This window comes from Microbulbifer regidiadema (SeqCode) (assembly GCF_052467605.1).
Map to the genome: position 1 here is coordinate 307,082 of NZ_CP174316.1, position 21,937 is coordinate 329,018.

22 protein-coding genes are annotated in these 21,937 nt (G+C 48.5%); 4 read left to right on the plus strand and 18 right to left on the minus strand.

The features are described 5' to 3' along the window. Nucleotides 1-190: 190 nt before the first annotated feature. From ACJJIF_RS02140 to ACJJIF_RS02150, 3 genes are all read right to left on the minus strand, one after another. Nucleotides 191-808, minus strand: a complete 618-nt coding sequence (locus ACJJIF_RS02140) for a LysE family translocator (protein ID WP_444930599.1) — start codon at nucleotides 806-808, stop codon at nucleotides 191-193. Next, nucleotides 808-1,416, minus strand: a complete 609-nt coding sequence (locus tag ACJJIF_RS02145) for a DUF924 family protein (protein ID WP_444930600.1) — start codon at nucleotides 1,414-1,416, stop codon at nucleotides 808-810. The genes ACJJIF_RS02140 and ACJJIF_RS02145 overlap by 1 nt, the downstream gene beginning before the upstream one ends. A gap of 424 nt (nucleotides 1,417-1,840) precedes the next feature. Next, entirely contained in the window at nucleotides 1,841-1,993 is a 153-nt protein-coding gene (locus ACJJIF_RS02150; protein ID WP_444930601.1) for a hypothetical protein, read from the minus strand. Nucleotides 1,994-2,042: 49 nt separating this feature from the next. Here ACJJIF_RS02150 and ACJJIF_RS02155 point away from each other — a divergent pair, with 49 nt between their 5' ends. Genes ACJJIF_RS02155 through ACJJIF_RS02165 form a run of 3 tightly spaced genes read left to right on the plus strand, consistent with a single transcriptional unit; the run spans nucleotide 2,043 to nucleotide 3,692 of the window. After that, complete coding sequence (locus ACJJIF_RS02155; protein ID WP_444930602.1) at nucleotides 2,043-2,759, plus strand: DUF6249 domain-containing protein; 717 nt, start codon at nucleotides 2,043-2,045, stop codon at nucleotides 2,757-2,759. Between the two features lie 11 nt (nucleotides 2,760-2,770). Then, complete coding sequence (locus ACJJIF_RS02160; RefSeq protein WP_444930603.1) at nucleotides 2,771-3,325, plus strand: sigma-70 family RNA polymerase sigma factor; 555 nt, start codon at nucleotides 2,771-2,773, stop codon at nucleotides 3,323-3,325. Continuing rightward, nucleotides 3,318-3,692: a hypothetical protein gene (locus ACJJIF_RS02165; RefSeq protein ID WP_444930604.1), complete on the plus strand. Its 375-nt coding sequence runs from the start codon at nucleotides 3,318-3,320 to the stop codon at nucleotides 3,690-3,692. Before ACJJIF_RS02160 ends, ACJJIF_RS02165 begins: the two co-directional genes overlap by 8 nt. A 130-nt stretch (nucleotides 3,693-3,822) precedes the next feature. Here ACJJIF_RS02165 and ACJJIF_RS02170 read toward each other — a convergent pair whose 3' ends face one another. The 10 genes from ACJJIF_RS02170 to ACJJIF_RS02215 all read right to left on the minus strand — a co-directional run bounded on the left by ACJJIF_RS02170 (nucleotide 3,823) and on the right by ACJJIF_RS02215 (nucleotide 16,150). Then, on the minus strand, nucleotides 3,823-4,878 hold the full coding sequence (locus tag ACJJIF_RS02170; RefSeq protein ID WP_444930605.1) for an alpha/beta hydrolase: 1,056 nt from the start codon (nucleotides 4,876-4,878) through the stop codon (nucleotides 3,823-3,825). 429 nt (nucleotides 4,879-5,307) lie between these two features. Then, complete coding sequence (locus ACJJIF_RS02175; RefSeq protein WP_444930606.1) at nucleotides 5,308-6,192, minus strand: alpha/beta fold hydrolase; 885 nt, start codon at nucleotides 6,190-6,192, stop codon at nucleotides 5,308-5,310. Between the two features lie 174 nt (nucleotides 6,193-6,366). Further along, a complete protein-coding gene (locus ACJJIF_RS02180; RefSeq protein WP_444930607.1) occupies nucleotides 6,367-7,044 on the minus strand; it encodes a hypothetical protein in 678 nt (225 codons plus the stop codon). 641 nt (nucleotides 7,045-7,685) lie between these two features. Continuing rightward, nucleotides 7,686-7,904 (minus strand): hypothetical protein, encoded by a 219-nt coding sequence (locus ACJJIF_RS02185; RefSeq protein ID WP_444930608.1) that lies wholly within the window; start codon nucleotides 7,902-7,904, stop codon nucleotides 7,686-7,688. Between the two features lie 1,191 nt (nucleotides 7,905-9,095). Continuing rightward, nucleotides 9,096-9,821, minus strand: a complete 726-nt coding sequence (locus tag ACJJIF_RS02190) for a hypothetical protein (RefSeq protein WP_444930609.1) — start codon at nucleotides 9,819-9,821, stop codon at nucleotides 9,096-9,098. A gap of 1,131 nt (nucleotides 9,822-10,952) precedes the next feature. Next, nucleotides 10,953-12,026, minus strand: a complete 1,074-nt coding sequence (locus tag ACJJIF_RS02195; RefSeq protein ID WP_444930610.1) for a hypothetical protein — start codon at nucleotides 12,024-12,026, stop codon at nucleotides 10,953-10,955. Continuing rightward, nucleotides 12,023-12,724 (minus strand): OmpA/MotB family protein, encoded by a 702-nt coding sequence (locus tag ACJJIF_RS02200; RefSeq protein WP_444930611.1) that lies wholly within the window; start codon nucleotides 12,722-12,724, stop codon nucleotides 12,023-12,025. Before ACJJIF_RS02200 ends, ACJJIF_RS02195 begins: the two co-directional genes overlap by 4 nt. Then, nucleotides 12,717-14,027 carry a MotA/TolQ/ExbB proton channel family protein gene (locus ACJJIF_RS02205; protein ID WP_444930612.1) on the minus strand — a complete coding sequence of 437 codons (1,311 nt, stop codon included), beginning with the start codon at nucleotides 14,025-14,027 and terminating at the stop codon, nucleotides 12,717-12,719. Before ACJJIF_RS02205 ends, ACJJIF_RS02200 begins: the two co-directional genes overlap by 8 nt. Then, entirely contained in the window at nucleotides 14,027-15,259 is a 1,233-nt protein-coding gene (locus ACJJIF_RS02210; protein ID WP_444930613.1) for a hypothetical protein, read from the minus strand. The genes ACJJIF_RS02205 and ACJJIF_RS02210 overlap by 1 nt, the downstream gene beginning before the upstream one ends. 279 nt (nucleotides 15,260-15,538) lie before the next feature. Then, the gene (locus ACJJIF_RS02215) at nucleotides 15,539-16,150 is read right to left on the minus strand and encodes a bactofilin family protein (protein ID WP_444930614.1); all 612 of its coding nucleotides are present in this window, start codon (nucleotides 16,148-16,150) and stop codon (nucleotides 15,539-15,541) included. A 1,136-nt stretch (nucleotides 16,151-17,286) separates the two neighbouring features. Here ACJJIF_RS02215 and ACJJIF_RS02220 point away from each other — a divergent pair. Next, entirely contained in the window at nucleotides 17,287-17,754 is a 468-nt protein-coding gene (locus tag ACJJIF_RS02220; protein ID WP_444930615.1) for a hypothetical protein, read from the plus strand. A 224-nt stretch (nucleotides 17,755-17,978) separates the two neighbouring features. On the opposite strand, the gene ACJJIF_RS02225 is transcribed toward ACJJIF_RS02220, so the two are convergent. From ACJJIF_RS02225 to ACJJIF_RS02245, 5 genes are all read right to left on the minus strand, one after another. Further along, nucleotides 17,979-18,767 (minus strand): PhzF family protein, encoded by a 789-nt coding sequence (locus ACJJIF_RS02225; protein ID WP_444930616.1) that lies wholly within the window; start codon nucleotides 18,765-18,767, stop codon nucleotides 17,979-17,981. 67 nt (nucleotides 18,768-18,834) lie between these two features. Continuing rightward, on the minus strand, nucleotides 18,835-19,851 hold the full coding sequence (locus ACJJIF_RS02230) for a hypothetical protein (RefSeq protein ID WP_444930617.1): 1,017 nt from the start codon (nucleotides 19,849-19,851) through the stop codon (nucleotides 18,835-18,837). 212 nt (nucleotides 19,852-20,063) lie between these two features. After that, complete coding sequence (locus ACJJIF_RS02235; protein ID WP_444930618.1) at nucleotides 20,064-20,507, minus strand: CopD family protein; 444 nt, start codon at nucleotides 20,505-20,507, stop codon at nucleotides 20,064-20,066. Between the two features lie 88 nt (nucleotides 20,508-20,595). Beyond that, nucleotides 20,596-21,012, minus strand: a complete 417-nt coding sequence (locus ACJJIF_RS02240; RefSeq protein WP_444930619.1) for a YbaN family protein — start codon at nucleotides 21,010-21,012, stop codon at nucleotides 20,596-20,598. A gap of 233 nt (nucleotides 21,013-21,245) precedes the next feature. Next, nucleotides 21,246-21,902 carry an energy transducer TonB gene (locus tag ACJJIF_RS02245; protein ID WP_444930620.1) on the minus strand — a complete coding sequence of 219 codons (657 nt, stop codon included), beginning with the start codon at nucleotides 21,900-21,902 and terminating at the stop codon, nucleotides 21,246-21,248. Nucleotides 21,903-21,937 lie beyond the last annotated feature (35 nt).

Below are 21,937 nucleotides of genomic sequence, written 5' to 3' on the forward strand. Positions count from 1 at the left end.
AAAGAGTGGCAGGCGCGATGATCGGCCCGCCAGCAAGTGTGAATGCTGTCATAATAAGCACACAGCCAGTCGCATTCCCCCCGGGGCGACTGGCTGTCTTCACATCATTTGACGGGCCCGCTTGCGGGCCTGTTTTTTTATGGGCTGATACACAATGCCGCAAGGCGACAAGGCCGGGGAGGTGATGATACTAGATGCTGAGCACGAGTCGGGCCGCCAGGCCGATCAACAAGACACCAAACACCTGCTGGATGCGGTGACCAATATGCCTGCTGACCAACTGGCGTTTGCGGCTGGCGTGTACCGCTAGGGCCACAATGCAATACCACAGGGTGTCCACCCCTGAAACCAGGGCAGCCATACCCAGCTTGGTGGTCAACGCCTGCTGTTCCGAGACAAATTGGCTGAACAGGGCAGTAAAGAACACCGCAATCTTGGGATTGAAAAAAGCGACACCAAAACCCTGGGCGATAGAGCGTTTCAGACTCTGTTGCGGGGGCGGCACCACAGCGGCACTGGCGTCAGGCGAGGGCGCACTGAGGGCTTTCCAGCCCAGGTAGACCAGCATGGCCGCACCGGCCCACTGTAGAATATTGAACAGAACAGGGGAGCTGGTGATCAGCACCGCCAGGCCGAATGCGGTGAGGATTGCGTAAATCGCCACCCCCGCTCCGTGGGCAATAGCGCTAGCCAGCCCTTGTTGCAGGCCTGAGGAGGCGCTGCGCAATACGATAAGAAGACTCGGTCCCGGTGACATAGCGCCGAGGGCACAGATCCCCGCGAGAGATAACCAACTGAGTAAATCCATTATTTAAAGCCGCCCCCTTGAGCCAGCCATTCTGTTTCTGCTTGAGTGGAAATGCGACCCAAAGCCGCGTTGCGGTGAGGGAAGCGCCCAAATCGCTCGATAACCTCCTGATGGGCGAGGGCGTATCGATAGTGAGTGTCGAGATAGGGTGCGGCAATTTTGTCGCCTGCGAAGGTTTGCTGCAACTGTTTGAAGTAGTCTACCGAGCGCTGCTGGATCTCCGGGTCTTCGCTGTGCTCCAGCGGCATACCCAGGAATATCTGCTGGTAGAGCCCAAGGCCGGGGGCTTCCCCGCGCTGAATCAGCGCCTCTGTAATCGCCAGGGCCTGGGGATCTCCGGCGAAGGCCCGGCGGGTACCCCGATAAATATTTCTGGATAGCTGGTCACAGACCAGTAATAGAGCGAGCTCGCCAGCCAAAGTGTGCCGCCAGTGGTCCAATTCTCCCTGTAGAGCCGATGCGGTAACCGCCCCAAATCTTGTCTTGATATCGGCATCCACCTCAGAAGTGGCGGCAAACCACAGGTCCTGTTTCCCAGGTGTAACGGTGTTGCCGCGAATCCCGGCAGTGCCAAACCAAAAAATAAGGATGTCGTCAGGGGTTGTCATATAGAAGTTCTCCTTCCGCGCTGTCGTCAGTGTTTATTGAATTGTTCCAGTTTAAGAGGTGTTATTAGAAGAGGGTTCTAATTGTTCGTGTAAAAAAAATTATACGGCTGCATCCAAGTGCGCTCCCCGCCTCGTCATAGTGGCGTACAAGGGAAAAAAGGGAGATCACAATGTTTACTGCGAGATCAACTAAAAGGGTACAATTTTGCGCCGCCTTATCACTGGTAGTGGCGGTCCTGCAAGTGGGGCAGGTTAAAGCCTCTGAGCTAACTATTTCCCAGGATGGGATTCACCGTGAGCTCACCCAAAAAATTGATCGGCAAATGCTAGAGAGGCTTAGTGAGTGTACCGATAGGAGTCGAGAGGTTAACCGGCTACCTCCAGTGCGTATCGCTGAGGAGAAGCCACCTCGAGGTGGAATGGCTTACCCCTTTTCTAAAGCTCGAATGATGGTGATGTAAATCACTACCCCCCAACGACGGTTCACAACACTGATAATGAAAATGATTAGAGAGTATGTAATGAGAGCGAGAAATAAATCTTCTTTCCAGGCAGCCATCTGCTGTTGGTTTGCCATAGTGGCATCCAGCATAAGTGCGGCTAGTTGGGCTCAAGAGGAGGACTCATTGATTCCCGAGCCCCCTGCGCCGCCCGGAGTGGAAGCTGCCGAATCCGAAACCCGTGTGCGCATTATGCGCGAAGATGGAGTGCTTACGATCAAATCCGAGGGAGAGGGCGGTGAGCGAAGCGAGGTAAGGGTTGATTTGGGGCAGGAGTTTGGCGGCCCTCTAAGTAAGGAAATTATTGAGCGCCTGAAAAGCAAGGGCATCCTGGATATTGATGGCCAGGTTACCGATGAGACCCTGGATAAGGTACCGAATAACGTCAAGATTAGCCTCTCTGGAGACCTGGATTTGGGCGGCAGACACCGGGAGCGCTACGACTGGCACAGCAACGATTCAAATCATAGCGATACTGTCAGCGTGCTTGGAGCCACCACCATTGTTCCCGTAGTGGCGCTGCTCTGCGTATTTGGCATGCCGGTACTTATCGTCTGGCTGGTGACACGCGCGAGTTATCGCAAGAAGCAATTGGTGATGAACAATATCAACCAAATGGTCGCCGATGGCAGAGATGTGCCCCCGGAACTGATAGATCTGCTTGAAGACCGAGAGGCCGGCAGCTCCAGTGATCGCGGTATCAATCTGATGGCCATGGGTGCGGCAATATTCCTCTCCCTCACAGCTATCGCGGATATTGGAGTAGGTAGTCTCGGCTTGATCCCTCTGTTTATCGGTGTGGCTCGCTTTGTGAACTGGAAGCTTGATAACAAGCAGGTATAGGACAGGCGAGTATGGACCTCAATGACGAGGAATTAATCAGACGAGCCGTCGAAGACGGGGACCAGCGGGCATACGCCCAGCTGGTTCGTCGCTATCAGTCACAGCTGCGATACTCGCTCCGTCAGCTGTGTGATGGGGACCTGGGTCTGGCAGACGATATGGCGCAGGAGGCCTTTATTAAGGCCTATAAGGCGTTGCCGGCGTTCAGGGGGGATGCCCGCTTCAGCACTTGGCTGTACCGTATCGCCTATAATCTCGTCATGAGCCACAAGCGCAAGAATATGCCCGATGTGGATCAAGATGCGGTAGACCGGGCCCAGGCCGATGAAACTATCGAGGAGTCCCGCCAGCTGGGAATGGCTCGGGACCTCACTGCCGCGATGGATAGCCTGAGCGATGCCCAGCGCCAGGCCATCCATCTGTGTATGCATAGAGGGTTTTCTCATGAGGAAGCGGCAGGTATTATGAAATTGCCGCTTGGTACGGTAAAATCCCATGTCAATCGTGCCAGGGCGAAGCTGCGCAGCTTGCTACAGCCCTGGCGTGAGGAGGTGGTAAATGGTTAATTTTGAACAGCACAACACGAAGGGTAATGCCTTGAGTGAAATGGCATTAGAGGGCAGCGACCAGGAATTTGACGCCTGGCTGAGTGAACAGCTCCAGTTCAATGAGCCCCACTTGGATAACGATGGCTTTTGTGACCGTGTAATGGCGGCTCTGCCTGTGCAGCCTAAGCGCTCGAAGCGTCGAGCCAGTTACTCCCAGTACATTGCCGTGGCGGCGGCGTTGTTAATTGTTGCCTGGCAGTTCCCGTTTACTGAGGCGGTTGCCGAAATGGCCAAGCAATCCATAAGCTTATACAGCTTGGTGGGTGTTGGGCTTCTCTCCTCCCTGGCAGTTATGACCGGGGGCATTTTCGCCGCACGTCGCTAGCGAATCTCGCTATTATCGGAGCCCACTCCTGGAGTTTGATGGAGTGGGCACCCTTCTCTCCTTGCGGGTAAGTTCCTCGTCAACCTTTAGTCGACCTACTTCAGACCAAGAAAATTTATGCGAAGCCCCGTCAGCCCTGGCAGCGGGGATGCTCTTTCGTCTGATGACACATCTCTTCTAGTATGGTTTTGCCGGCCTCCGCATGGCCATTATTGAGCAAATAATCCGCTACCTCGATAGTGGCCTCGACCCCTGTTGAGATTTCTTTGACGGTATAGGCAATATGCCGCTCCAGTTCGCTGGCGGCATTTTCAGAGTTGGAAATCGCATAGTGGGCCATCAATCGCTGTAGGGTATTGGTGGGGATCAGCGCTTGGAAACCAAACTTTTCAGACAGGCCTCGATAGTGTTTTGTCAGATTGTCATACCCGCTCATTTTTAGTTCGTAAGAGGGCTCCCACCCCTCAAAGGTATGTTGCAGGGCAAACTGCATGGAGTGGTGTTTGGTTGTTCTGTGGGATTGCTGCGGGAACTTTTTGAAAGTAAAGGTGGTTTCGGAGATATCCGTGAGGGTCTGTTTCAAATGATTGAATGGAGTTTGCATATGTTCCCCCTCGTTAGCAATGGTAACGGTTAGTGGGGGCATTGCCTGTAGGTTTTTCGGTGCTAAATCGGAGACGCGCCCGGTAATATAGCCGTCCTCCAATGATGGACTGAAAGCGTAGTACAGTGAGAATGGGGCCTTGTTATTTAACCAATAGTCCAAAACGAAGCGGCCTGAATTGGAGTGCCCGGACAAAATACTAAAACTTGCGGTGTTATAGTTGTGGTTGATATAGGGCACCACTTCATTGGCTAAAAACTCTGAGAAAGCGGTTGATTTACCCTGATCTGGGCGCAGTTCTTTTCCCATTCCCTCTACGCCAATCACAATAAAGTTGGGTACTTGTCCCTCTAATAAATCGACCGTAGACAGGCTGGAAAGCATGTCCCATTGTGCGTGGAGTATATAGAGTACAGGATACTTTTTGTCGCTTTTGTGATATTGCTCAGGCAGCTTTACCAGAATAGTTCTATCTTCACCGAGAAATTTTGAATGGATTTTCAGTTTTTTCGCAAGCACAAACTCTGAAGCATTGACCGCTATCGGGAAACAAATCAGCAGGGCTATCAACAGGCTTCTCATTTTCTATCCTCCATGTAGATTTTATTTTTTCGGTAAAACTTGAAATAAGAATTAAGTTTATTGGCCGGGAATGGCGTGGTGGCTTCTGCGTCTGCCTGGTTATAGGGTGTTTTTAACGGAAAGATGATTTAACTGACATATATGGACATCAGTGCTAGGTATAACTGCCAATTTATTATTTTATGACTCCAATCTATTTTATTGCTCCGTTGCCTGTCAAGCACCTGATTTAGTGGAATGCAGGGGATGTAGAGGGGGCTTAAGATGGCCGCTTATCTCTTGAGGTTTAGGTGGGGTCTGGTGGGGTAGGGTTCTGGGCGGGGCTTTGAATCGATAGGCGTCGATGTTGCCATCTTGTTGCGCAACAATCCCGGTCTGACAGTAGTAACCCCGTCAGACCGGAGCTAAGCGGAAAAAATAACTGTGATCTTACTTGGTTTCCATATCTTTCAGAAATTGGTCTATCACTGCATTGAACTCATCGGGCCTTTCCCAAAACATCATATGTTTCCCCATATAAGCGGTAGTGGCGGAGGGGGTATTGGCTTTGATCCATTTGTCAGCCACTTCCTTCACTTCATCACGTACCACATATAGCATGGGAATTTTTCCCTCAAGGGCTATGAGATCCTTACTGTAATCGAGATAAAAACCAGTAGCGTTGGTAATTGCGGCAACGCTGCTAGAGGTTTGATTGGCGATATTAGAGATCCAGGTAACATTTTCCGCAGTGGGATTCTCAAGCATCCACTTGACGAACTCTGAGATCACAGTGTCGCGGTCTTCAATAATGCCCTCCGTAAACCAGCGTGAATATCCATCAGAATCATCGTTTAGATACCAAACCCACTCATCTCGACTGGCCCCAGCAATGTCCGGGCCAGTATCGATCATAATCATGGCTTTGATGTTGTTAGAGCCAAACTGATTCAGGTAGGCCAGCTGCTCGGTTACGCCATAGGACCAACCTGCGAGAATTATATTCTCAAGCTCTAGCTTTTCGATCAGTAGCGCCAAGTCTCGCGCATGTTGTTGGTAGGTGTGACCCTCGACCGGTTTAGATGACTTGCCCTGGCCCCGAGGATCATAGGCCAAGGCTCGGTATTTGTGTGAATCCTTGAAATGTGCGAGCTGATGTTCAAAAACCTCTGTTGACATCATCCAGCCGGGGATAAAGATAATCGTTGTATCACCGCTGCCCGCTTGCTGGTAATGGAGGGAGAGGGAGTCATTGAGCTTGACTTCTTCTGCTGCCGTAGAAGCCATAAAAAATGACAAGTAACCAATAAGTAATGCTAAATTTAGAATCTTCATGGTGAGTATAATCCGATAATATTTTTATATCTTCCAGCTTGAGGGGTTGATAGTGATAAATTGTCGAGTAGTCCTATATTGTTAACAGGGGCAGTTTACAGGTTGGGGGTGACAAATCACTATTGTTGTTATATTCAAGTATTTGAGCTAAACATTTGAAGTAGTACGAATGCGTTAGTTGTTGCTGTTTATCAAGGCTTCAATGTCTAGAGAGTCGAAACTGTGAATTTCACTGAGCCTTATTCTCTTGTCAAGTGTGAAGCTGCTCCAGGTTTCTTTAAATCTTTCTTCGTGGCCCTCACCGATGTTCTCTTTCAACAACTTTTTTTGGGTCAAAAAGTTAATGCTGGTTACACTGATCACCGTTGGGCCTCTGTGTAAACTATGCTCATAGCCAATTAGTTCAAAATCGTTATCCCGATTGCGAAAGCTGTAACTCCAATACCCATAGCGACCGTGCAGATAATGGAAGTGTAGATTTCCTTTCTCTATACGAATATCAAGATCAGGTGGAAAATACGTGCCCCCGTCTTCGCTTTCAGAAGAAAAACAGTTGAGGTTTTTTGTTGCAGTCTCATATTTCTGCTGGCTCCTGAACGCCACAATAACACCACGTCTATTGCTTCTCACTTCAGTGATGCGCTTATTGTCGGGGAGTTTTCCCTTATGAGATTCTTTTATTAGTAAAACGACATCCTCTTTGTTGTCCCCGTTTAAATCCCCATAAATTTTATCAGTTACAATATATCCGTTTGGGGTTAATCTATGAAGGGAGTTTTCGGCGATGGGTATGTCTTCAGGTAGGGTACCTGTTCCCCATAGGAGGACGGCTGTAAAAATTAACTTCTTCATTTTAAGCTTCTCACCAATCTGAAGTGTAATTTTAGTGTGCTATGCATGTCTTTGATATTTAACTGGGCGATCGTAGGGGGTGTAGGTTTTTCAGTTAAGCTTGGGGTATGGTGGTTTACATGGTTTTGTTAAAGATGAGCCTGCAAGTGCAATCCAGCTCCTTTCAATATATCCTTATCCATTCTGTATTTTTCTTCTCTTCAGAAAGAGTTGCCGCAGTTTTAATGTGCAAATTATCAATATTATGTTTAATAGTAGTGTGGTAGATAAGCTGGCAATAGAGATGGGGCCCTGTATTCCTGTCAGATACGAAGTGGCTGCAATCGGCCATGGAATTAAGGTTTCTGTAGCACAGATTAATGTGCTCGGTAAAAATCAGATTGAAATAAGGGGTGCGCGGTATTTCTTTAGCCTAGCCTTACCTAAGGCTAGGTGGAGTGCAAGTCCCAAAATTAACCCTATGCCGTATAGAGTATATTGATATGTTTTCACGGCATATGCCCCAGTGGCAACTAGTAAAAAGGTAACCAAATAAAGTAGGCGGAAAGTGTTTTTAGACAATTATCTCCAAATTCTTGATGTTGAAGGGGTCCTTGTTTCAATCAATGCGGTACTGATGGCCTAAAAGTGGCTGCATCACTTTATTGGCTTGCGGTTCCTGACAGGGTTCCGATCTCTTTGAAGATACGAGTAAATTCAACGAACTCCTTGTCTTCAGCTAGTCCTACATGGCTGGCATAGGAGGAAATACGAATCTCAGACTGGGGTAATCTTTCTGCCAGGTCGCGAATACTATCTATGGGGGCATTTTCATCACCTTCACTGTGGTGGATATATACTACAGGTGAATGTTCAAACACAATTGAGTCCCATGACCCCAGCAGAACTTTGAAGTCTGACCATGCACCATGGGCTAGATCTCGGGGAGTCCCCAGTGAGATCATATACTCTAACGCTGAATTGTAGTCATTGGCCCTAAAGAGTTCCAAGAGTTGTACTGTGGGTGGCGAGGTGACCTTCTCGATAAAGAGATCGGGAGTAAAGTGGTTTAATACTTTCGGACACTTCGCTAATAAGGTAAAACTGCCAAGCGAGATGAAGTATAACAACAAAAGGTATATACCAGGTATACACCGGCTTACAAGAGAGGCGCAGAAGCTCTAGTTGCTGAACAAAGGTGTTCTATTTCTAAGGTCGTAGAGGCTGTAGGAGTCAGCGTCAACAATCTGGGATATTGAATAAAGGAAATGAGTAGAAGGGGAGAAGTAAGGCTGGACGTTGATAAGAGTGCTGAATTGGATCGGCTGTAATAAAAAATTAAACAATTGCGTATGGAGATGGAGGTCTAAGAAGTCAGCGCTTTGTGGTGATTAACAGGCGCTTCAAAGAAAAGGGTGTACCGCTGAAAGAAAGCGGTATCGTAGGTGCAACAATTGTCAGTGCGTCAGATCCACCAAAAATAAAGAGAAAGCTCGTGACCCAAAGATGCATCAGTCTTTCTGGTTATTCTATTTGCCATCCTTTTAGGGAATACAGGGTCGCTGCTGATATTGAATGTTTTAGATGGTGGGGGCTTAGGTCAACTGCTTTCCAGATCTGCTGAACCTGCCATGACGCACCTCTGCGTATTTAGCTATTAACTCAATATTCCAGTGTGAGGCTTTTTCGGGTATACGCTTTGTTGCTAAAAAATGCTCGATTAAAAGTATCCTTTTTGATAGCAGTTGGCCGGTCATTACGAGCAGGCTCGTGTAGTTCTTCAATATCTTCCTGCTCGAAATGGCTTCGTCATCGATGAGCAGTCATCGGTGACGTTCGCTGTATGATAGCTACATCTATAGGAATCATACCTTCGTTGAGCGGAAGAATTTCCTTCGCTCGTATAACTTGCCCATATGGAAGGGGTGTTGAGTGGCACCACTTGTTCAGAATGGGCGCTTCACAGCCAGAAACCTGAAAGGGTTTAGTGTCCGTATAATAAATACATTATACGGACAGTCCACCATTAGTTTCATTACTTTCCGCATGGACCACTAGGGAGGAATGGTTCCCTAGATTGCAAGATTTGCAGCCCGAAAAATTCTATCACGGGGAACAAACTGTATGTGTAGATCTCGAGTTGCATTTGGTGCGCTGATGTGCGAGTAGTCTCCGCTAGCAGTGAATTTATACATTGGTAAGTTGCGCCCGGCGATATATCTTCCTAAACCCCAGTAACCCTGGTAATTAATAGCCTGATCGTCAGGGATTTGATTTGAAAGCGTATTTATTGTGCGGGCAACACGTCGGCCTCCAATCATATTTCTTCCCATTCTTAACCCTGTGACGTGCGCAGAGCCTATGGGAATTATTCCTCCTGGGCGCCCGCCTATATTAAAGTGGTGGATAAGGCGTCTGGCTATTTGCTTTTGACGTTTTTCGGAAGATTTCCATTCTCCATTGCCTCGCCATGAATCTACGCAGGCGATATCCCAACTTTTTCGCGTGGCTATATTGATTAATAATGTTGACGTTTCAGTGTCTGTTACACCGCCTGCGAAATAGTCCTTTATCCTTTGAGGATAGGCGGCCAGAGTTCCCGCAGCCTTTATTTCATGTGGTGCCTCAACGAACAGTGAGTGAGGTTGGTCGCTATTGTCTGCTATAGCTTCAGCGGCAAAGGAAAACCCGTGAGGTACATCGTTATGTGGTTCTTGTAAAATTACTAGGCCACCGGCTTGTAATGTAGCACGAACACGGTCTTTCGCGTTTTGTAGTGTTATATTATTTACTGGCATTTTATGTCTCCATCTTGCTATTAAACGACTAGCTTAGAGTCGAGTGAGCTCGGTGTTTTCTTCCTTGATATGCCCGATGTTTTCTTCCTTGAGTAGTACCTTTTAGTTTGGTGCAACTATAAATACAGAAGTTATCATGGTTTGGTTTGCGTAAGATGAATAGTTTTATTTAAGGTACTCTGCATTAAAATTGGATTCAAGCAATAAACTCTACAAGCTTCACATTTTTTCTTGAATTCAAAATTTTTCGATTATTGGTTTTTTGTCATCCTTGGTGTTGCCTTTCTCAGGGTGCAAAAAATCCATCTTTTTATGTTTTCTGTATTCATTGTGAAGCTTTACTTTTATCCCTGGGTTCAGGGATGATAGTGTCGAGTGGGGTTGTGTGATGGGAGTGTTGGTTAATTCGCTTGATACTTGTATGATGATTATTCTGCTCTAGCTGGATACAGGTTTGTGAAAAATGGTAACGTATTACTGAAAGATTTTGTGTGCAAAAGTATAAAAGTGATCAGTATGGTTGCTATCTCCAATGTAGATATTCTTTTAGCGCTTTGAGGTGAAAAAACTTCAAGAATTTTTTGAGCAGTTTCTTTGTGGTCGCATAGCGATCAAAAAGTCGGGTACCTTTAGCGTGGGCTTGATGCGTCTATAAATATAGGTGAGTTTTTTAATTTATAAGGGGTGGAGTCTAATTTGGGCTGGTTTATAGGTGGGAAGTGCTATCAGGGTAATTGCACTATAAACGGATCAGATTCCTGGCAAAGTTCTGCATGTTCATTGCAAATGTACCGCATGACCAACCTTAGTAGGCTCTTCCGCTACACAGATCATAGTTAACAGGTCAAAACAAAGGAGCGGTTAATACCTCCCAGAGGCACCGCTTGTGTAAGGAGGGGGCTGTAGGGCGTTTGCCCTGGGAATGCTATAAGATGGAAATGAGCCGATAAGTGGCAGAAGCAAGCTGTTACAGGTGGCAGCTATGGCCTTCAGAGCTCGCCCTGTCAGGCTTTCAGAGCATCACACTCTGCGTTGCGACTTCTTGAAAGATCTAGCCCGCCCTGTGAAGTCGAGCCTTGATCGAGAGCTGCTCTGAAGGTCAGGGGCATCAGGGGAGTATTCAGAGGCTCCCTAGTTGCTGAGTCCCAATTCCCGCTCAATCTGAGCCTTTCGCCAAACGGAATAACTCGCCGGTATCTTTGCCTCCTTGGTACCATCGGCAATGATAGCGCGGCCCAGATTGGGCCAGCATAGGACGGCTAAGACTCTGGGGGCGATTACCTGAAATACTTTGGGTGGGCCCATCAGGGATTTGAGTCTTTGTATAAGCGGTAACCAGGATGCGGGGACTACCTGTTCTGCGATCATCCAGGAGGCTTGAGGTTCACTGCCTAGTTGTTTTGCCAGAGATTCATAGCGCAGAGTTGCCGCCCTTAGTGAGGCTTGGGGAGGGGCGAGTATGATGGCGCGGGCCCGTCTCTCTGCGCAGAGTAGGCAGATTTCCTTTGGGAGACTACTGCGTTCGGCAAGCTCTTGCTTCAGTGCCCATCCACCGGCCTTGATATCGCACTGACAAATAGAGCAATTGTATTTTGGGGCTTCAGGAGTGAATATCGACCTTACCTTCTGCGGGCGCTCACCATTTAACCAGACAAGAGAGTGTCGGTTAAAAATATTACTGGCAAAGTAACGGGTATAGGTGAGCCAGTCGATATCTATCACATTGCCGAAACGGTCTTTGCGGACCACATCGGGGATATTGTGACTGTAAAGATGGCGCAGACAGTGAGGGCAGGGTTTTAGTTGATCCTGGGGAAATGCTTTGCGGGCTGCACTGTAATCACTGCTAATCCAAGCGGGACCTTTATAGTTGTTTACTACTGGGCACTTGGGGTAAATATGGACTAGGCCAAAAGAATCCGGCGTTTGCTCCAGGCCAAATAGAAAAACTGGAATACCTCGATAGCGCCAGGCTACAGTGACGCTGCCCAAGTCGCTGAAATCGAGTTGTATTCCAGTGCGGATCGCTCTGGCCAGGCTGTTCTGGTCAGGCATTTCAGCCAGCTGCTGTGCCAATGGGCGCTTACCGGCTGGAAATGAAGTGCTATCGTTAGTTGCGCTGCGTTCTACGGGCACCTGTATGGCACTTGCTGCTGTAATAAGCGTTTGCCGGTTTTGGATGGGCTGAAAGTTAGTGAGGTTCACAGAGCCTCCTCAAGGATTTGCAGAATATGACTTTCAGAATCCCTGACGACCCTGAAGGCAACCCGGCGGGAGCGATCTGGGTCCTCGACACCATGCTTGTCCAGTACTGGACGGGCAGAGGAGTAGCCTACGGCGGCGACCTTGGCTCGAACTAGGACGGCTTGCTGTGGCGGCAGTAGTGAGTGGGCATATTGCATGACCGCGCGGGAGCGCTGCTGTGAGAGTCTCAGGTTGTGGAAGTAACCCACCTCCGGTGCGGATTGATCGCCCCATTCGGAGCTGGTGTGCCCCTCAATCTGGATTGCGGCAATGGAATTCATATAGGGCGTGAGGGCCTCGATGTAGCGGGGTACAAAGGAAGACATAATCTCACGCGCATTGTCGCTCAGGGTAAAGTCTCCGGTCTTAAACAGGGCATCACTGTTATTAAATGAGATGGCCAGAGTTTGCTTGTCCAGCGAGGCGCCCCAACGGTTTAAGTCCTGGGCAAACTCCTGTTGCAAAGTTTGGTAGATGGCCAACTGGGTGTCCCGATAAGACTCAGCGAGCTCGCGAATCTTGGCGCGCTCGTCGATAAGGGAGCGCATCACAAAGACAGCAATACAGAGAAATACCATCATCAGACCAGCCATCATGTCCGATAGGCTGATCCACTGGCTATCGCTGGACTCACTACTGGCCTGTGTGCTGTCAAACATGCGCAGCTCCAGTAACTCGCTGGGCTTGGCTGTCGATACGCTGCATTTGCTGAATTAGCTGGCGGAAGTCGCGGGAGAACTCGCCACTCAATGTACCCAGTGCATCGCCCATTGCAGCCATAACACTTTCCACTTCATCGCGCAGGCGCTCATCCAGCAGTTCGTACTGGCGCTTGATACTGACATCCGCGTTACTCAAGTCGCGGGTAATGACCTGCGATAGTTCGGTGATCATCTGGTGGTGAGTTTTGGCGATAAGCTGGGCAAGCTCGGCCATGGATTCGCGATGGCTGCTTGCCGTTTCATGGATTGCTTTGGAGAAGTGGTTGGGGTCCATGCTGGTAACTACATCGGCCAGCGCCACCACTTTACTGGTTCTTTGCTCGAAGACTTCCGCCTGGGTCTTGCTTAGGGAGATCAGGTTGGATACCTGGGCGCTCAATTGTTGCTGCGCCTGATCAATACCCCGGCTGAGGGCCTCAAACTTGGGTGCAATATCCGGCACCGACTGCTGTAGAACCTCAATGGAAGCTTGCTGTTCGTTGAGCATAATGGATATTTGCTCTGCGTGGTTGCGCTGCTGCTCTACCAGCGTGGGGATCACGTTGAAGATTTCTGGCAGTTCGGTGATGCGTTGGTGTAATAGCAGGAGGTTTTCCTGGGCTCCATTAATCTCGTTGAGCAGCGTCGCAGTTTGATCGCGGTAAACCGTTGCCAGTTCTGCGTGCTGCTGGTGCTGATCAATGAGGGCTTGCAGGGTGGGGGATACGGCTTCTAGCTGATGAGTGAATTGCTGTAGGTTTTCCCCCATTTGGGCATTCAAGCCGCTATTAAACTTCTCCACGACAGCGGTGAGTGATTGCAGGACTTCGTCACTAATCTGCTGCTGGAATTTCGCCAAGTCTTCGCGCTGGCCATTGATGGCTTGCAGGATATCATCTGCGGTGGCCGTCGAAGATTGCTCTTTGGTGAATATTTGAAAGATAGTGCGCAGCACCAGGGATAGGAACAGTCCCAGGATACTGGTCATAAAGGCGGTTTCCAGGCCCTGCATCAGTTCTGAAATTGAGGTGTCAATATCGTTCAGGTCAAAACCATAGATACCGATAATGATACCGATAAAAGTACCCAGAATCCCCAGTGCAGTTAGCAGTGAGGGGGTTTCCTTGACGAAGCGGGGGAACCTGCCTAAAGGGTAGAGGATTATGGCAATGGCGCCAAGGGCAAGCATGACCATAAGAAAGGTGTCGGTTACCTGTTCCGCAGACAACTTGGTTAACCAGTGGTAAAAAAACTGGGTCATTATTTATCCTTTACAACTTTTTGCATTGTTATTTCGTGATAAAAAGGTCCGTTGGGTATTCGCCCGGTCCCCTGGCCAAGTACTTTCATTTCCGGCAGGGACTTTACAACATCGGTGATCGTGCGAAGCTGGGTTTGCTTGCTGCCCGGTGGGTGAATATAGGTTCCGACCTGGCCCGACTTCTGGATTTCAAACACACCACAGTTGACGGGCAGCTTATTTTGTTTAAACAGCAGAAAGTGCATCACACCACCGTCGCTCAGGTGTTGATACAGGGCTTTAGTGATAAATTTTATCTGCTCGGCGGAAAAGAAATTGAGCAGGTCCCACAACAGGATACAATCGAGATCCTTTGGTAGGGTTGCCTGTCGCAAAGCGGCTTGAACGGCCTCTGCAAACGGCGCTTTGCGGCTGAGTTGCCAGGCAAGCGACGAATAAAAATCAGAGATAAATAGCTCGCCGACCTCGCGCTGAAGGTGCTCCATGTTTCGGCCGGCTTTCTGACCGATATCCAGAACCTTGCTCACGGGCGAGCGCTTGGCGTGAGTTAGGGCGGTATTGAGAGCGGTTAAAGGAATCTCAGTTAAGCGATTTTTCTGAAAAGCCGATACGGCTGCCGATGAACCGCTGGCCATCATCGAAGTTGGTGATTTTACATTGCCATACTCAAACATCAATTCGATAAGGTCTTTGCGCATACCCTCCCTTTGCAGGAGAGAGGAGCGCAGGGAGAAATTGCCCATTGTTTTCATCAAATTTAGTGACGAGTAACGATAGGTGGGCAGTGCTTCCTCCAGGTCGAGAGGCTCGGTATTAAATGTGAAGCCGGATAGCCGCTTAAAGTCTGCGGGCGCTTTGGGCATAGTGCCGGTATACAGCATCGTATGAAAAATAGTGCGCGGCTTCAGGTGAGGGCGGATTTCCTCAATGAGCTTAGTGATAAGCTCGGGCTCCATAAAGTTGAAGAAGTCCCAGCAGAGTACAACATCAAGCTTGATGCGCGGTGGCTTCTTGGTGAGATATTCAGAAAGCTGGACCGCTCTGGATTCTCTGTCAAGGGCCGCAGTATCCAATAGTAGACTGCGCAAATCTTCAATAAATGTCTGGCAGGAACGCTCCAATAGGGGCTGTGTAGTGCCAAACGACAGGCATCCCAAATCTAAAACTTTACTACCTGGCTGAATGACTTCATCCACCAACGCGGCAATGCCAAACGAATGATGCTGCAACATATTTCCCATACCAAAACTAAGGAACCCCTGAACAATTCCGTAATATCTCTGCGGACCTTGAAGCTTGCAGATGTTAGGTGCAGCTGTGGCCTTCAGGGCAGGCTCTCAGAGCGTTCACACTCTGCGTTGCGACTTTTTGAAGGGACTAGACCTTCCTTTAAAGCCGCGCCTTGATTGTAAACCGTTCTGCAAGCCAGAGGTATCACGGAATTATTCAGAGGCTCCCTAAAGCCCCAGCATCAACCGGGGCTCATATGAGGGTTATCTGAGAGTGTTTTCTCAGCTTTCCTCAGCTTCTTCTTCAGTCTCTTTGCTGCCGAAGAGGTAATCGCTGGTATCGGACAGGCGAGAGGTGTTATTTACGCTGGAGCTGCTGGTGTAAGACGCGCTGCTGCGGGCGCGGCTCGCGGGCTTCTCTTCTGCTGCGGGCAGATCAGGGTGTACCAGACGATCGGAGAACTCCTTGTGGCGCTCTTTCATTTCGGAGTCGGTATCTACCATATCCATGGAGCCACGGAATTTACCGCCGTCGTCCAGCTTGATTCGCGGTGCAATCAGGTTGCCGTTGACTTGGGCAGTGTTGCGGATTTCGATCAGCTCATCAGCAAGTGCGTCACCATCCAGAGTGCCTTCCACAACAATATTTTTTGCGTGAATATTGGCAGTTACAGCGCCGCCAGTGCCTACGGAAAGGTTGTGACCAACCATAATCACGGTGCCGTCGACAGTGCCTTCTACGTGCAGATCCTCGGTACCGATCAGCTCGCCGCGAAAGTTAATTCCTTCACCCAGCACTGACTTGGAGCCTGAGCCCGAAAGAGATGATTGCTGCTCAACAGCGCTCATGCCTGCTAAAAATGGAGTGGAGTCATTGCTTTTGTCAGTGCTCATAGAAATAAGTCTCTCTGTTGTAGAAAAGTCAGCTGTTGTGTCGATTGCATTGATGGCCATAATTAAAGAGCTATCGCTGCGTTGGGTTTTTGTTGAGTCTAAAAAAATACAGTGTTCAAGCGCGATTAAATACTATTAATCTCAAGCTCTGCTTGTCGGGGCGTTAGTCAAATTTATCAGAATAATATTCCTTGCACTTATTTTGCAGTTTTGCGCTGTAAATGCTTAATTGAGGCAAGGTTAGGCTGTGAATGCTTTCTTCGCCTAAAATATCCTTGCATCTACCCCTTCCCTGTGGTGCCCATATTTTAAGATCGACTTTCCCTGTCCCTTCTGTGCCGTTTTTTGTCCCTTTCGTAGGTTTTTAATATGGTTTGTCTGTGCAAACCACACCAGGATAAAAGAGGGGCCTCTCTTGATCTTAAGCTACGATTGATTTTGGCGATTGCTTTTGCTGTCGCTGTATTCTATCTATTTACTTCAAGATAAAACTTGTAAGTGAATAATTACTTCCTTTTGCGGAGGGCATACTTCTCATTGTTTGCTGATGGGTATTGAGCCGGTTGGGCATAAATCAATAGATGATTGGAGTTTTACTACCTACAGCGAGCTTGCCATCTTGTTTTAGTCCGGCAATCAATCAAGCTGACCTCGACTTGAATGTATTGAATTTAGCACGAATTGCGCGAAAAAAGTGTGACGCAAAGCACCTTTTGGGCGTGGCATTAATCGTTATTGGGTTTTCTATCTATTCGGTTTGGGGCTTAAAAGATTTCTGTGCAATGTGCTGCAATTTTTTGTAAAGAATAGTTTTGATCGGCTTAACAGGGAGTTTGCGAATCTGAACCCTCTAGCTTGGATGTAAGTGTGTACTTATTTGCATAAATGTTACCGAAACTCTCTGGTTTTTTTAGTGCAGAGTTGCAGGTGGCTTTTTGATGGGGGTAAATCATTTGCCGCTTGTTTTTTGGCCCCATCTATGCAAGGTAGGGCCGAAAAGTGTGTGCTGTTGAGGTTGCGGCGAGACTGAAAGCCAAGGTAGTCAGAGAATGTAAGGTTTCATTTTGCTCAAAATATAACCGGGCAGTGATCTTTAACTTATGAAATCAGGGTTTCAATGTGACCGAGCGAGCTATATGAAGACTAAGCCGAGTTGGTTTCCCGGTAATAATCCCGGTAAGGCGTCAAATATCTTTCTTGTAGTCGCGATAGAAAGAGAGGGCAGAATAACTTATGACGTTGTTTTTAGGCGTTACACAAGGCACCCCGACACCTATTCCTGGGTTGATTTGGGCGTGAATCCGGCTCGAATTGTTGGATATACTCCTTTAACTGCTCTTGTGGGGTGGGGCACAGGAGCGGATGGCTACCCGCGTTTAGTGGATGGTAATAGCCGCACATTTTTGGGTTGGACAATTGGGGAGCCCAGTGATCCAGATCAGCGCTATATTGTCTCTTTAGCTTCTCAATACGCTGTTCAGGAGTGCATCGCGGGTGATTGGGTTTTACCAACAAAGAAAGAAGCCGATTGTGGCTTTGAAAAATATATACCAATGGATAGCTTCTTGGATTACATCGCTGATTATCTTCCTTTTGCTGAATAAAATAGCTGAGAAAATTTTGAGCGAGTGGTGCTTAGCTAAGTGCTTCGGAGTGTTTCAACATTAGTTTAATATCTACAGGGTAGATCTGCGGTAAAATGTTATCCGTCGCAGTACAAACAAGTCTGTTTATAATGAGAATGTGAGGGGGTGTCAGATAGCCATGAAAAATTTCTTGGCAACCTTGATCGCCCCCTTAAATATTTTTCTAAAATTTATACTCCAAATTATTTTAGATTGATTTTCCCTTGGAGGTAATCTACAGCCCCTCCTTTTAGGGTGACCCTGTCACCTTTCAATTCGCAGTGAATTAACCCGGTTCGTCGGGACAATTGGCGAGCTATAAGTGCATCCTTTTTAAGTTGCTCGCTCCAGTATGGCGCGAGTTGGCAGTGTGCAGACCCCGTTACCGGATCTTCATTTACTCTTAATTTTGGGTAGAAACATCGGCTAACAAAGTCTACTTCGGCGCTATCCCCGGGTGCAGTAATCACAACCCCCCGCTTATCTAACTGAGAGAGCTTTACAAAATCTGGAGTTACTGACCTTAGGGTCGTTTCGCTCTCTAGAACTGCAATATAATCATAGGCGGAGAGGACTTTTTGAGGGGAGACACCAAGCCCCTCCACAAGGGCTTCTGGTATTTCAGTAGGCTCCGGAATGGTAGCGGGGAAATCCATACTATAGGCGGCTCCCGATTTCTGCACCGAGAGAAGGCCGCTTTTACTCGCAAACTGGATGGTTTGGTGTGGATATTTCAGGTGTGTAAAGAGGACGTGGGCGGCTGCAAGTGTGGCGTGCCCACATAAATCTACTTCGGCCTCTGGAGTAAACCAGCGCAACGCAAAAGAGTCTCCCTCGCGGACAAAAAATGCAGTTTCAGAGAGGTTGTTCTCCTCTGCGATTTTTTGCAGCGTACCCTCTGAAAGCCAGCTCTCCAGGGGGCATACTGCTGCCGGGTTACCTTCGAATACCTTAGAGGCAAAGGCATCTACTTGATAAATTGTTAGTTCCATTGGCTTTATCCTTGATCGATGGAAGCTCTTTTTTGTCTATAGGGGGGAAATTAGTGTGGTTGAACTCTTATGTAACTTTCCCTGCGGGGACAAACTTTCTTAAGGTTGTGGGGAGTTTGGCTACTAAGAGACTTCTAGCCGGGTGCCAATATGCTGAAAGTAATAGAAGTGCTGCCCCCATAAATACGCCTGTTAAGGCGAGGCTATAGCCTGTGCTGCCATAGATATTAATCAGGTTGGCAAGGGCATAAAGTACATAGACTAGCGATGAAACCATAAGGGCGCGTCGATCAATCACTAGTGAAAACAGTGTAATCACCAAGTACAGAGCCAAGACGAAAGCCGTGTTGAATAGGCTCTTATACCCATCGAATACTCCCAGAGTTGAAAAAATGGGGTGAATCATTAGCGGAGCGGAAAGAAGGTGCAGCCAAAAAGCAGTATCGGATCTGCGTGTTGTTCTGTTTGTGTCGGAGGCATCCCAGTACATGGCGAAAACGAAGGTGAGAAGCCCCAGGAAAAATAGAATTGCACTAATCCAGTTCTGGCTACTGGGGAGAGTCAGCATAGCTGTAGATGCAAGCAGGGCAATCAGTGCTGCAGTACCAACGGCTATAGTTATTGGTACCCTAAAGCGCAGCCAATGCAGATAGGCCGCGATACTAGCGATAGCAGAGGCGGTGGATAAAGACGCAAAATCAAAGCTTTGAGATTTTGGGAAAAGCGACAGGGTAAGAGCAAATGCACCACCAACAAATGCAAGTAATAGCACTATAGCCGGTAAAGCCATACGCCTTTTACGCACAAAAAATTCAGCTATAGCCCAGGATAGCAAGGTGAATACCAGTAAGCCTAAGCTGTTGCTGCTAGTTAGTGAATTTAGCAGCCAAAGGGAGGAGAAAAGAACCAGAAAGCAGGCAAACACGATAAATATATCATTGAAGCCGCCAATCAGTCTGAAGTTTTCCTCATCTGTTGTGGGTGAGTGCTGGTGAGAAGCTATTGCGGCTCTAAAACTTGCGACAGATTCAGCTGTGAAGATCTTTTTATCTACTGCAAAGTTTAAGTCTTCATCCGTATACATATTTATCCTTTATAAAATGGAATTTTGAGGTAAAAACAGTTTAGAGAGCTGTTTATGGGGTCCCTAAAGCCGGGTAAAGCGGCTTTTGTAAATCAAACCGCTGGATAGGTGTATAATGTCGAGGCGGTCCCCGGAGACAAATTGTGTACTCCATTATGTCCGGCCTCTACCAGGAATCGCTATTTAGTCCCTAATCGCATTGAGTCTATTGGCTAAAACAGCCACCCTGTTCTAAATGAAATGCCGACAAAAGCAAACAAAACCGATAGGACTGTAACGGGAATAATATGGTATGCCAGTGAAACCAGATTCCTCTCGGAAAGGTTGGGGATGATTCGCAGTCTCGCATCAATGGCCAGTAAGAAAGTGCAGGCCAGAAGTGTTAGCTTAAAGATTAACAGGCGGGCAATGGGATTGGAAAAATTGAACCACTGGGATAGATCGGGTAGTAGGGTAAATGAGAGGTAGAGCCCAGATAGTATTTGAATAATGAGGGCGGGAATACCAATTTTCTCGTAGCTGTTTTCAAATCGGGAAATAAAGGCAATATCTTTATCCCGTAAAACTTTTGGCAATATTGTGCAGGCCAGTATCAAGTGCCCACCAGTCCAAACTGTGGCACCAAGCAAGTGCAAAAAAAGTACTACGTTATACATCCTGTCCCCCAGACAAATCCTTATCGGGGGACTATAGCGCTAAAATCTACGGGTGTCTGCTGCCAAATGGGTGCAGATAGGGTGGGCCCTACGCCTTGGGCTCCGGTCGCGACCAGATCCAATAGGCGCCGCAGCTGATGCCGCCAATGGTAAAGCAAAGCAGGTAAATATTGCTGATATGGAAAGCGGCAAAAGCTAAGGATATGGCCATGGTTAGGCTGGCCAGCAACTTTGTGCGGCGGCTCACATAGCCGCTGCGCCAGGTTCGCAATAGGTGGCCAAACAGGTGGTGTTCCTCAATCCATTGGTGCAGGCGCTGGGAGCTGCGTGATGCGGCCCAGGCACCGAGGACGATGAACATGGCGGAGGGGAGACCGGGAAGAATGGCCCCAATAATGCCCAGTGCGATAAAAAAGCAAGCGGCGGCACCCCACAGCCAGCGCATCCAGCCCTTTGCCAGTGGCGGGGTGTAGGACACTGCACTGTCTTCAGTGGGCTCTTTCATTCGGTACCTCTAATTTCTGGCTTGTTGCAGCATTGTTTCATCAAAATAAAAATAGGTGTCCACTGAGTTAGCTTGTTTTCAAGTAACTGGTCCTGGGCTTTGCAAGTAGAGTTGTTGAGGCTCTAGTGCAGGGTAACGGATTATGTGGACTATTTCCTCTTTCTTGGCTGTATCGCCTTGTGGAACAATCGCTGAATATTGTGCATTGTCTTTCACAAGGCGAATTTTTTAGCTTAGCGAACAAAAAACTCTACTGGCACTGCCATTACCAGGGGATCGCCGGGGACATCTTCCGGTGGTTTGGGCAGCGGTTCTGCCCTGCGTACCAGGGCTACGACCTCTCGGTCGAGGGCCGCGATGCCGCTGGCTCGATGTAATTCGACATCCAGCACCTTGCCTTGGCGGTCCATGGTGAAGCGCACCCACGGAATGCCTTGCTGCCGCCGTATTTGTGCGCTGCGCGGGTAGCGTTTTCTCCGTTCCAGGTGAGCTTGCAGTTGGCTCTGCCAGGTTAGTCTGGCCTGGGATTCTCGCTGGTTAAGCGCCCCCACCTCAGGTGCGGCAGCCTGCTCAGCCTCCGGTGCTTCTGCGGCAAGCGGGGCGGAGGTCTCTTCAATAACAGTTTCACCAGTGGCATTTCCTGTGGAGTCCTGCTGCTGTGCAATCTCCTTTTCTTCTGCGGGCTCTGGAGTTTCTTCTTCCTCCTCTACCGGAGGTTCCTCTTCGGGCTTTTTGACCGCGAACTCAGAGGGGGCTTCCGGTAGGACAACAGGCTCTGGTTGTGCGGTAGTTTTTTTCGGCTCACTGCGTTGCTGGGTAGCGGGAGAGGATTCCTGCTGTTGTGGGCCGATAGGTAGCGATGTGGGGGAGGCGGCGGGCGCGGCTACCATGCTGACTTCAAATACCTGTGGTGCTGCGGCAGGCG

Bases quoted from the DNA above. Each gene is read 5' to 3' on its own strand.
- ACJJIF_RS02140 (WP_444930599.1), bottom strand. From the start codon at position 808: ATGGATTTACTCAGTTGGTTATCTCTCGCGGGGATCTGTGCCCTCGGC.
- ACJJIF_RS02145 (WP_444930600.1), bottom strand. From the start codon at position 1,416: ATGACAACCCCTGACGACATCCTTATTTTTTGGTTTGGCACTGCCGGG.
- ACJJIF_RS02150 (WP_444930601.1), bottom strand. From the start codon at position 1,993: ATGGCAAACCAACAGCAGATGGCTGCCTGGAAAGAAGATTTATTTCTC.
- ACJJIF_RS02160 (WP_444930603.1), top strand. From the start codon at position 2,771: ATGGACCTCAATGACGAGGAATTAATCAGACGAGCCGTCGAAGACGGG.
- ACJJIF_RS02165 (WP_444930604.1), top strand. From the start codon at position 3,318: ATGGTTAATTTTGAACAGCACAACACGAAGGGTAATGCCTTGAGTGAA.
- ACJJIF_RS02170 (WP_444930605.1), bottom strand. From the start codon at position 4,878: ATGAGAAGCCTGTTGATAGCCCTGCTGATTTGTTTCCCGATAGCGGTC.
- ACJJIF_RS02175 (WP_444930606.1), bottom strand. From the start codon at position 6,192: ATGAAGATTCTAAATTTAGCATTACTTATTGGTTACTTGTCATTTTTT.
- ACJJIF_RS02180 (WP_444930607.1), bottom strand. From the start codon at position 7,044: ATGAAGAAGTTAATTTTTACAGCCGTCCTCCTATGGGGAACAGGTACC.
- ACJJIF_RS02190 (WP_444930609.1), bottom strand. From the start codon at position 9,821: ATGCCAGTAAATAATATAACACTACAAAACGCGAAAGACCGTGTTCGT.
- ACJJIF_RS02200 (WP_444930611.1), bottom strand. From the start codon at position 12,724: ATGTTTGACAGCACACAGGCCAGTAGTGAGTCCAGCGATAGCCAGTGG.
- ACJJIF_RS02205 (WP_444930612.1), bottom strand. From the start codon at position 14,027: ATGACCCAGTTTTTTTACCACTGGTTAACCAAGTTGTCTGCGGAACAG.
- ACJJIF_RS02210 (WP_444930613.1), bottom strand. From the start codon at position 15,259: ATGTTGCAGCATCATTCGTTTGGCATTGCCGCGTTGGTGGATGAAGTC.
- ACJJIF_RS02215 (WP_444930614.1), bottom strand. From the start codon at position 16,150: ATGAGCACTGACAAAAGCAATGACTCCACTCCATTTTTAGCAGGCATG.
- ACJJIF_RS02220 (WP_444930615.1), top strand. From the start codon at position 17,287: ATGAAGACTAAGCCGAGTTGGTTTCCCGGTAATAATCCCGGTAAGGCG.
- ACJJIF_RS02225 (WP_444930616.1), bottom strand. From the start codon at position 18,767: ATGGAACTAACAATTTATCAAGTAGATGCCTTTGCCTCTAAGGTATTC.
- ACJJIF_RS02230 (WP_444930617.1), bottom strand. From the start codon at position 19,851: ATGTATACGGATGAAGACTTAAACTTTGCAGTAGATAAAAAGATCTTC.
- ACJJIF_RS02235 (WP_444930618.1), bottom strand. From the start codon at position 20,507: ATGTATAACGTAGTACTTTTTTTGCACTTGCTTGGTGCCACAGTTTGG.
- ACJJIF_RS02240 (WP_444930619.1), bottom strand. From the start codon at position 21,012: ATGAAAGAGCCCACTGAAGACAGTGCAGTGTCCTACACCCCGCCACTG.
- ACJJIF_RS02245 (WP_444930620.1), bottom strand. From the start codon at position 21,902: ATGGTAGCCGCGCCCGCCGCCTCCCCCACATCGCTACCTATCGGCCCA.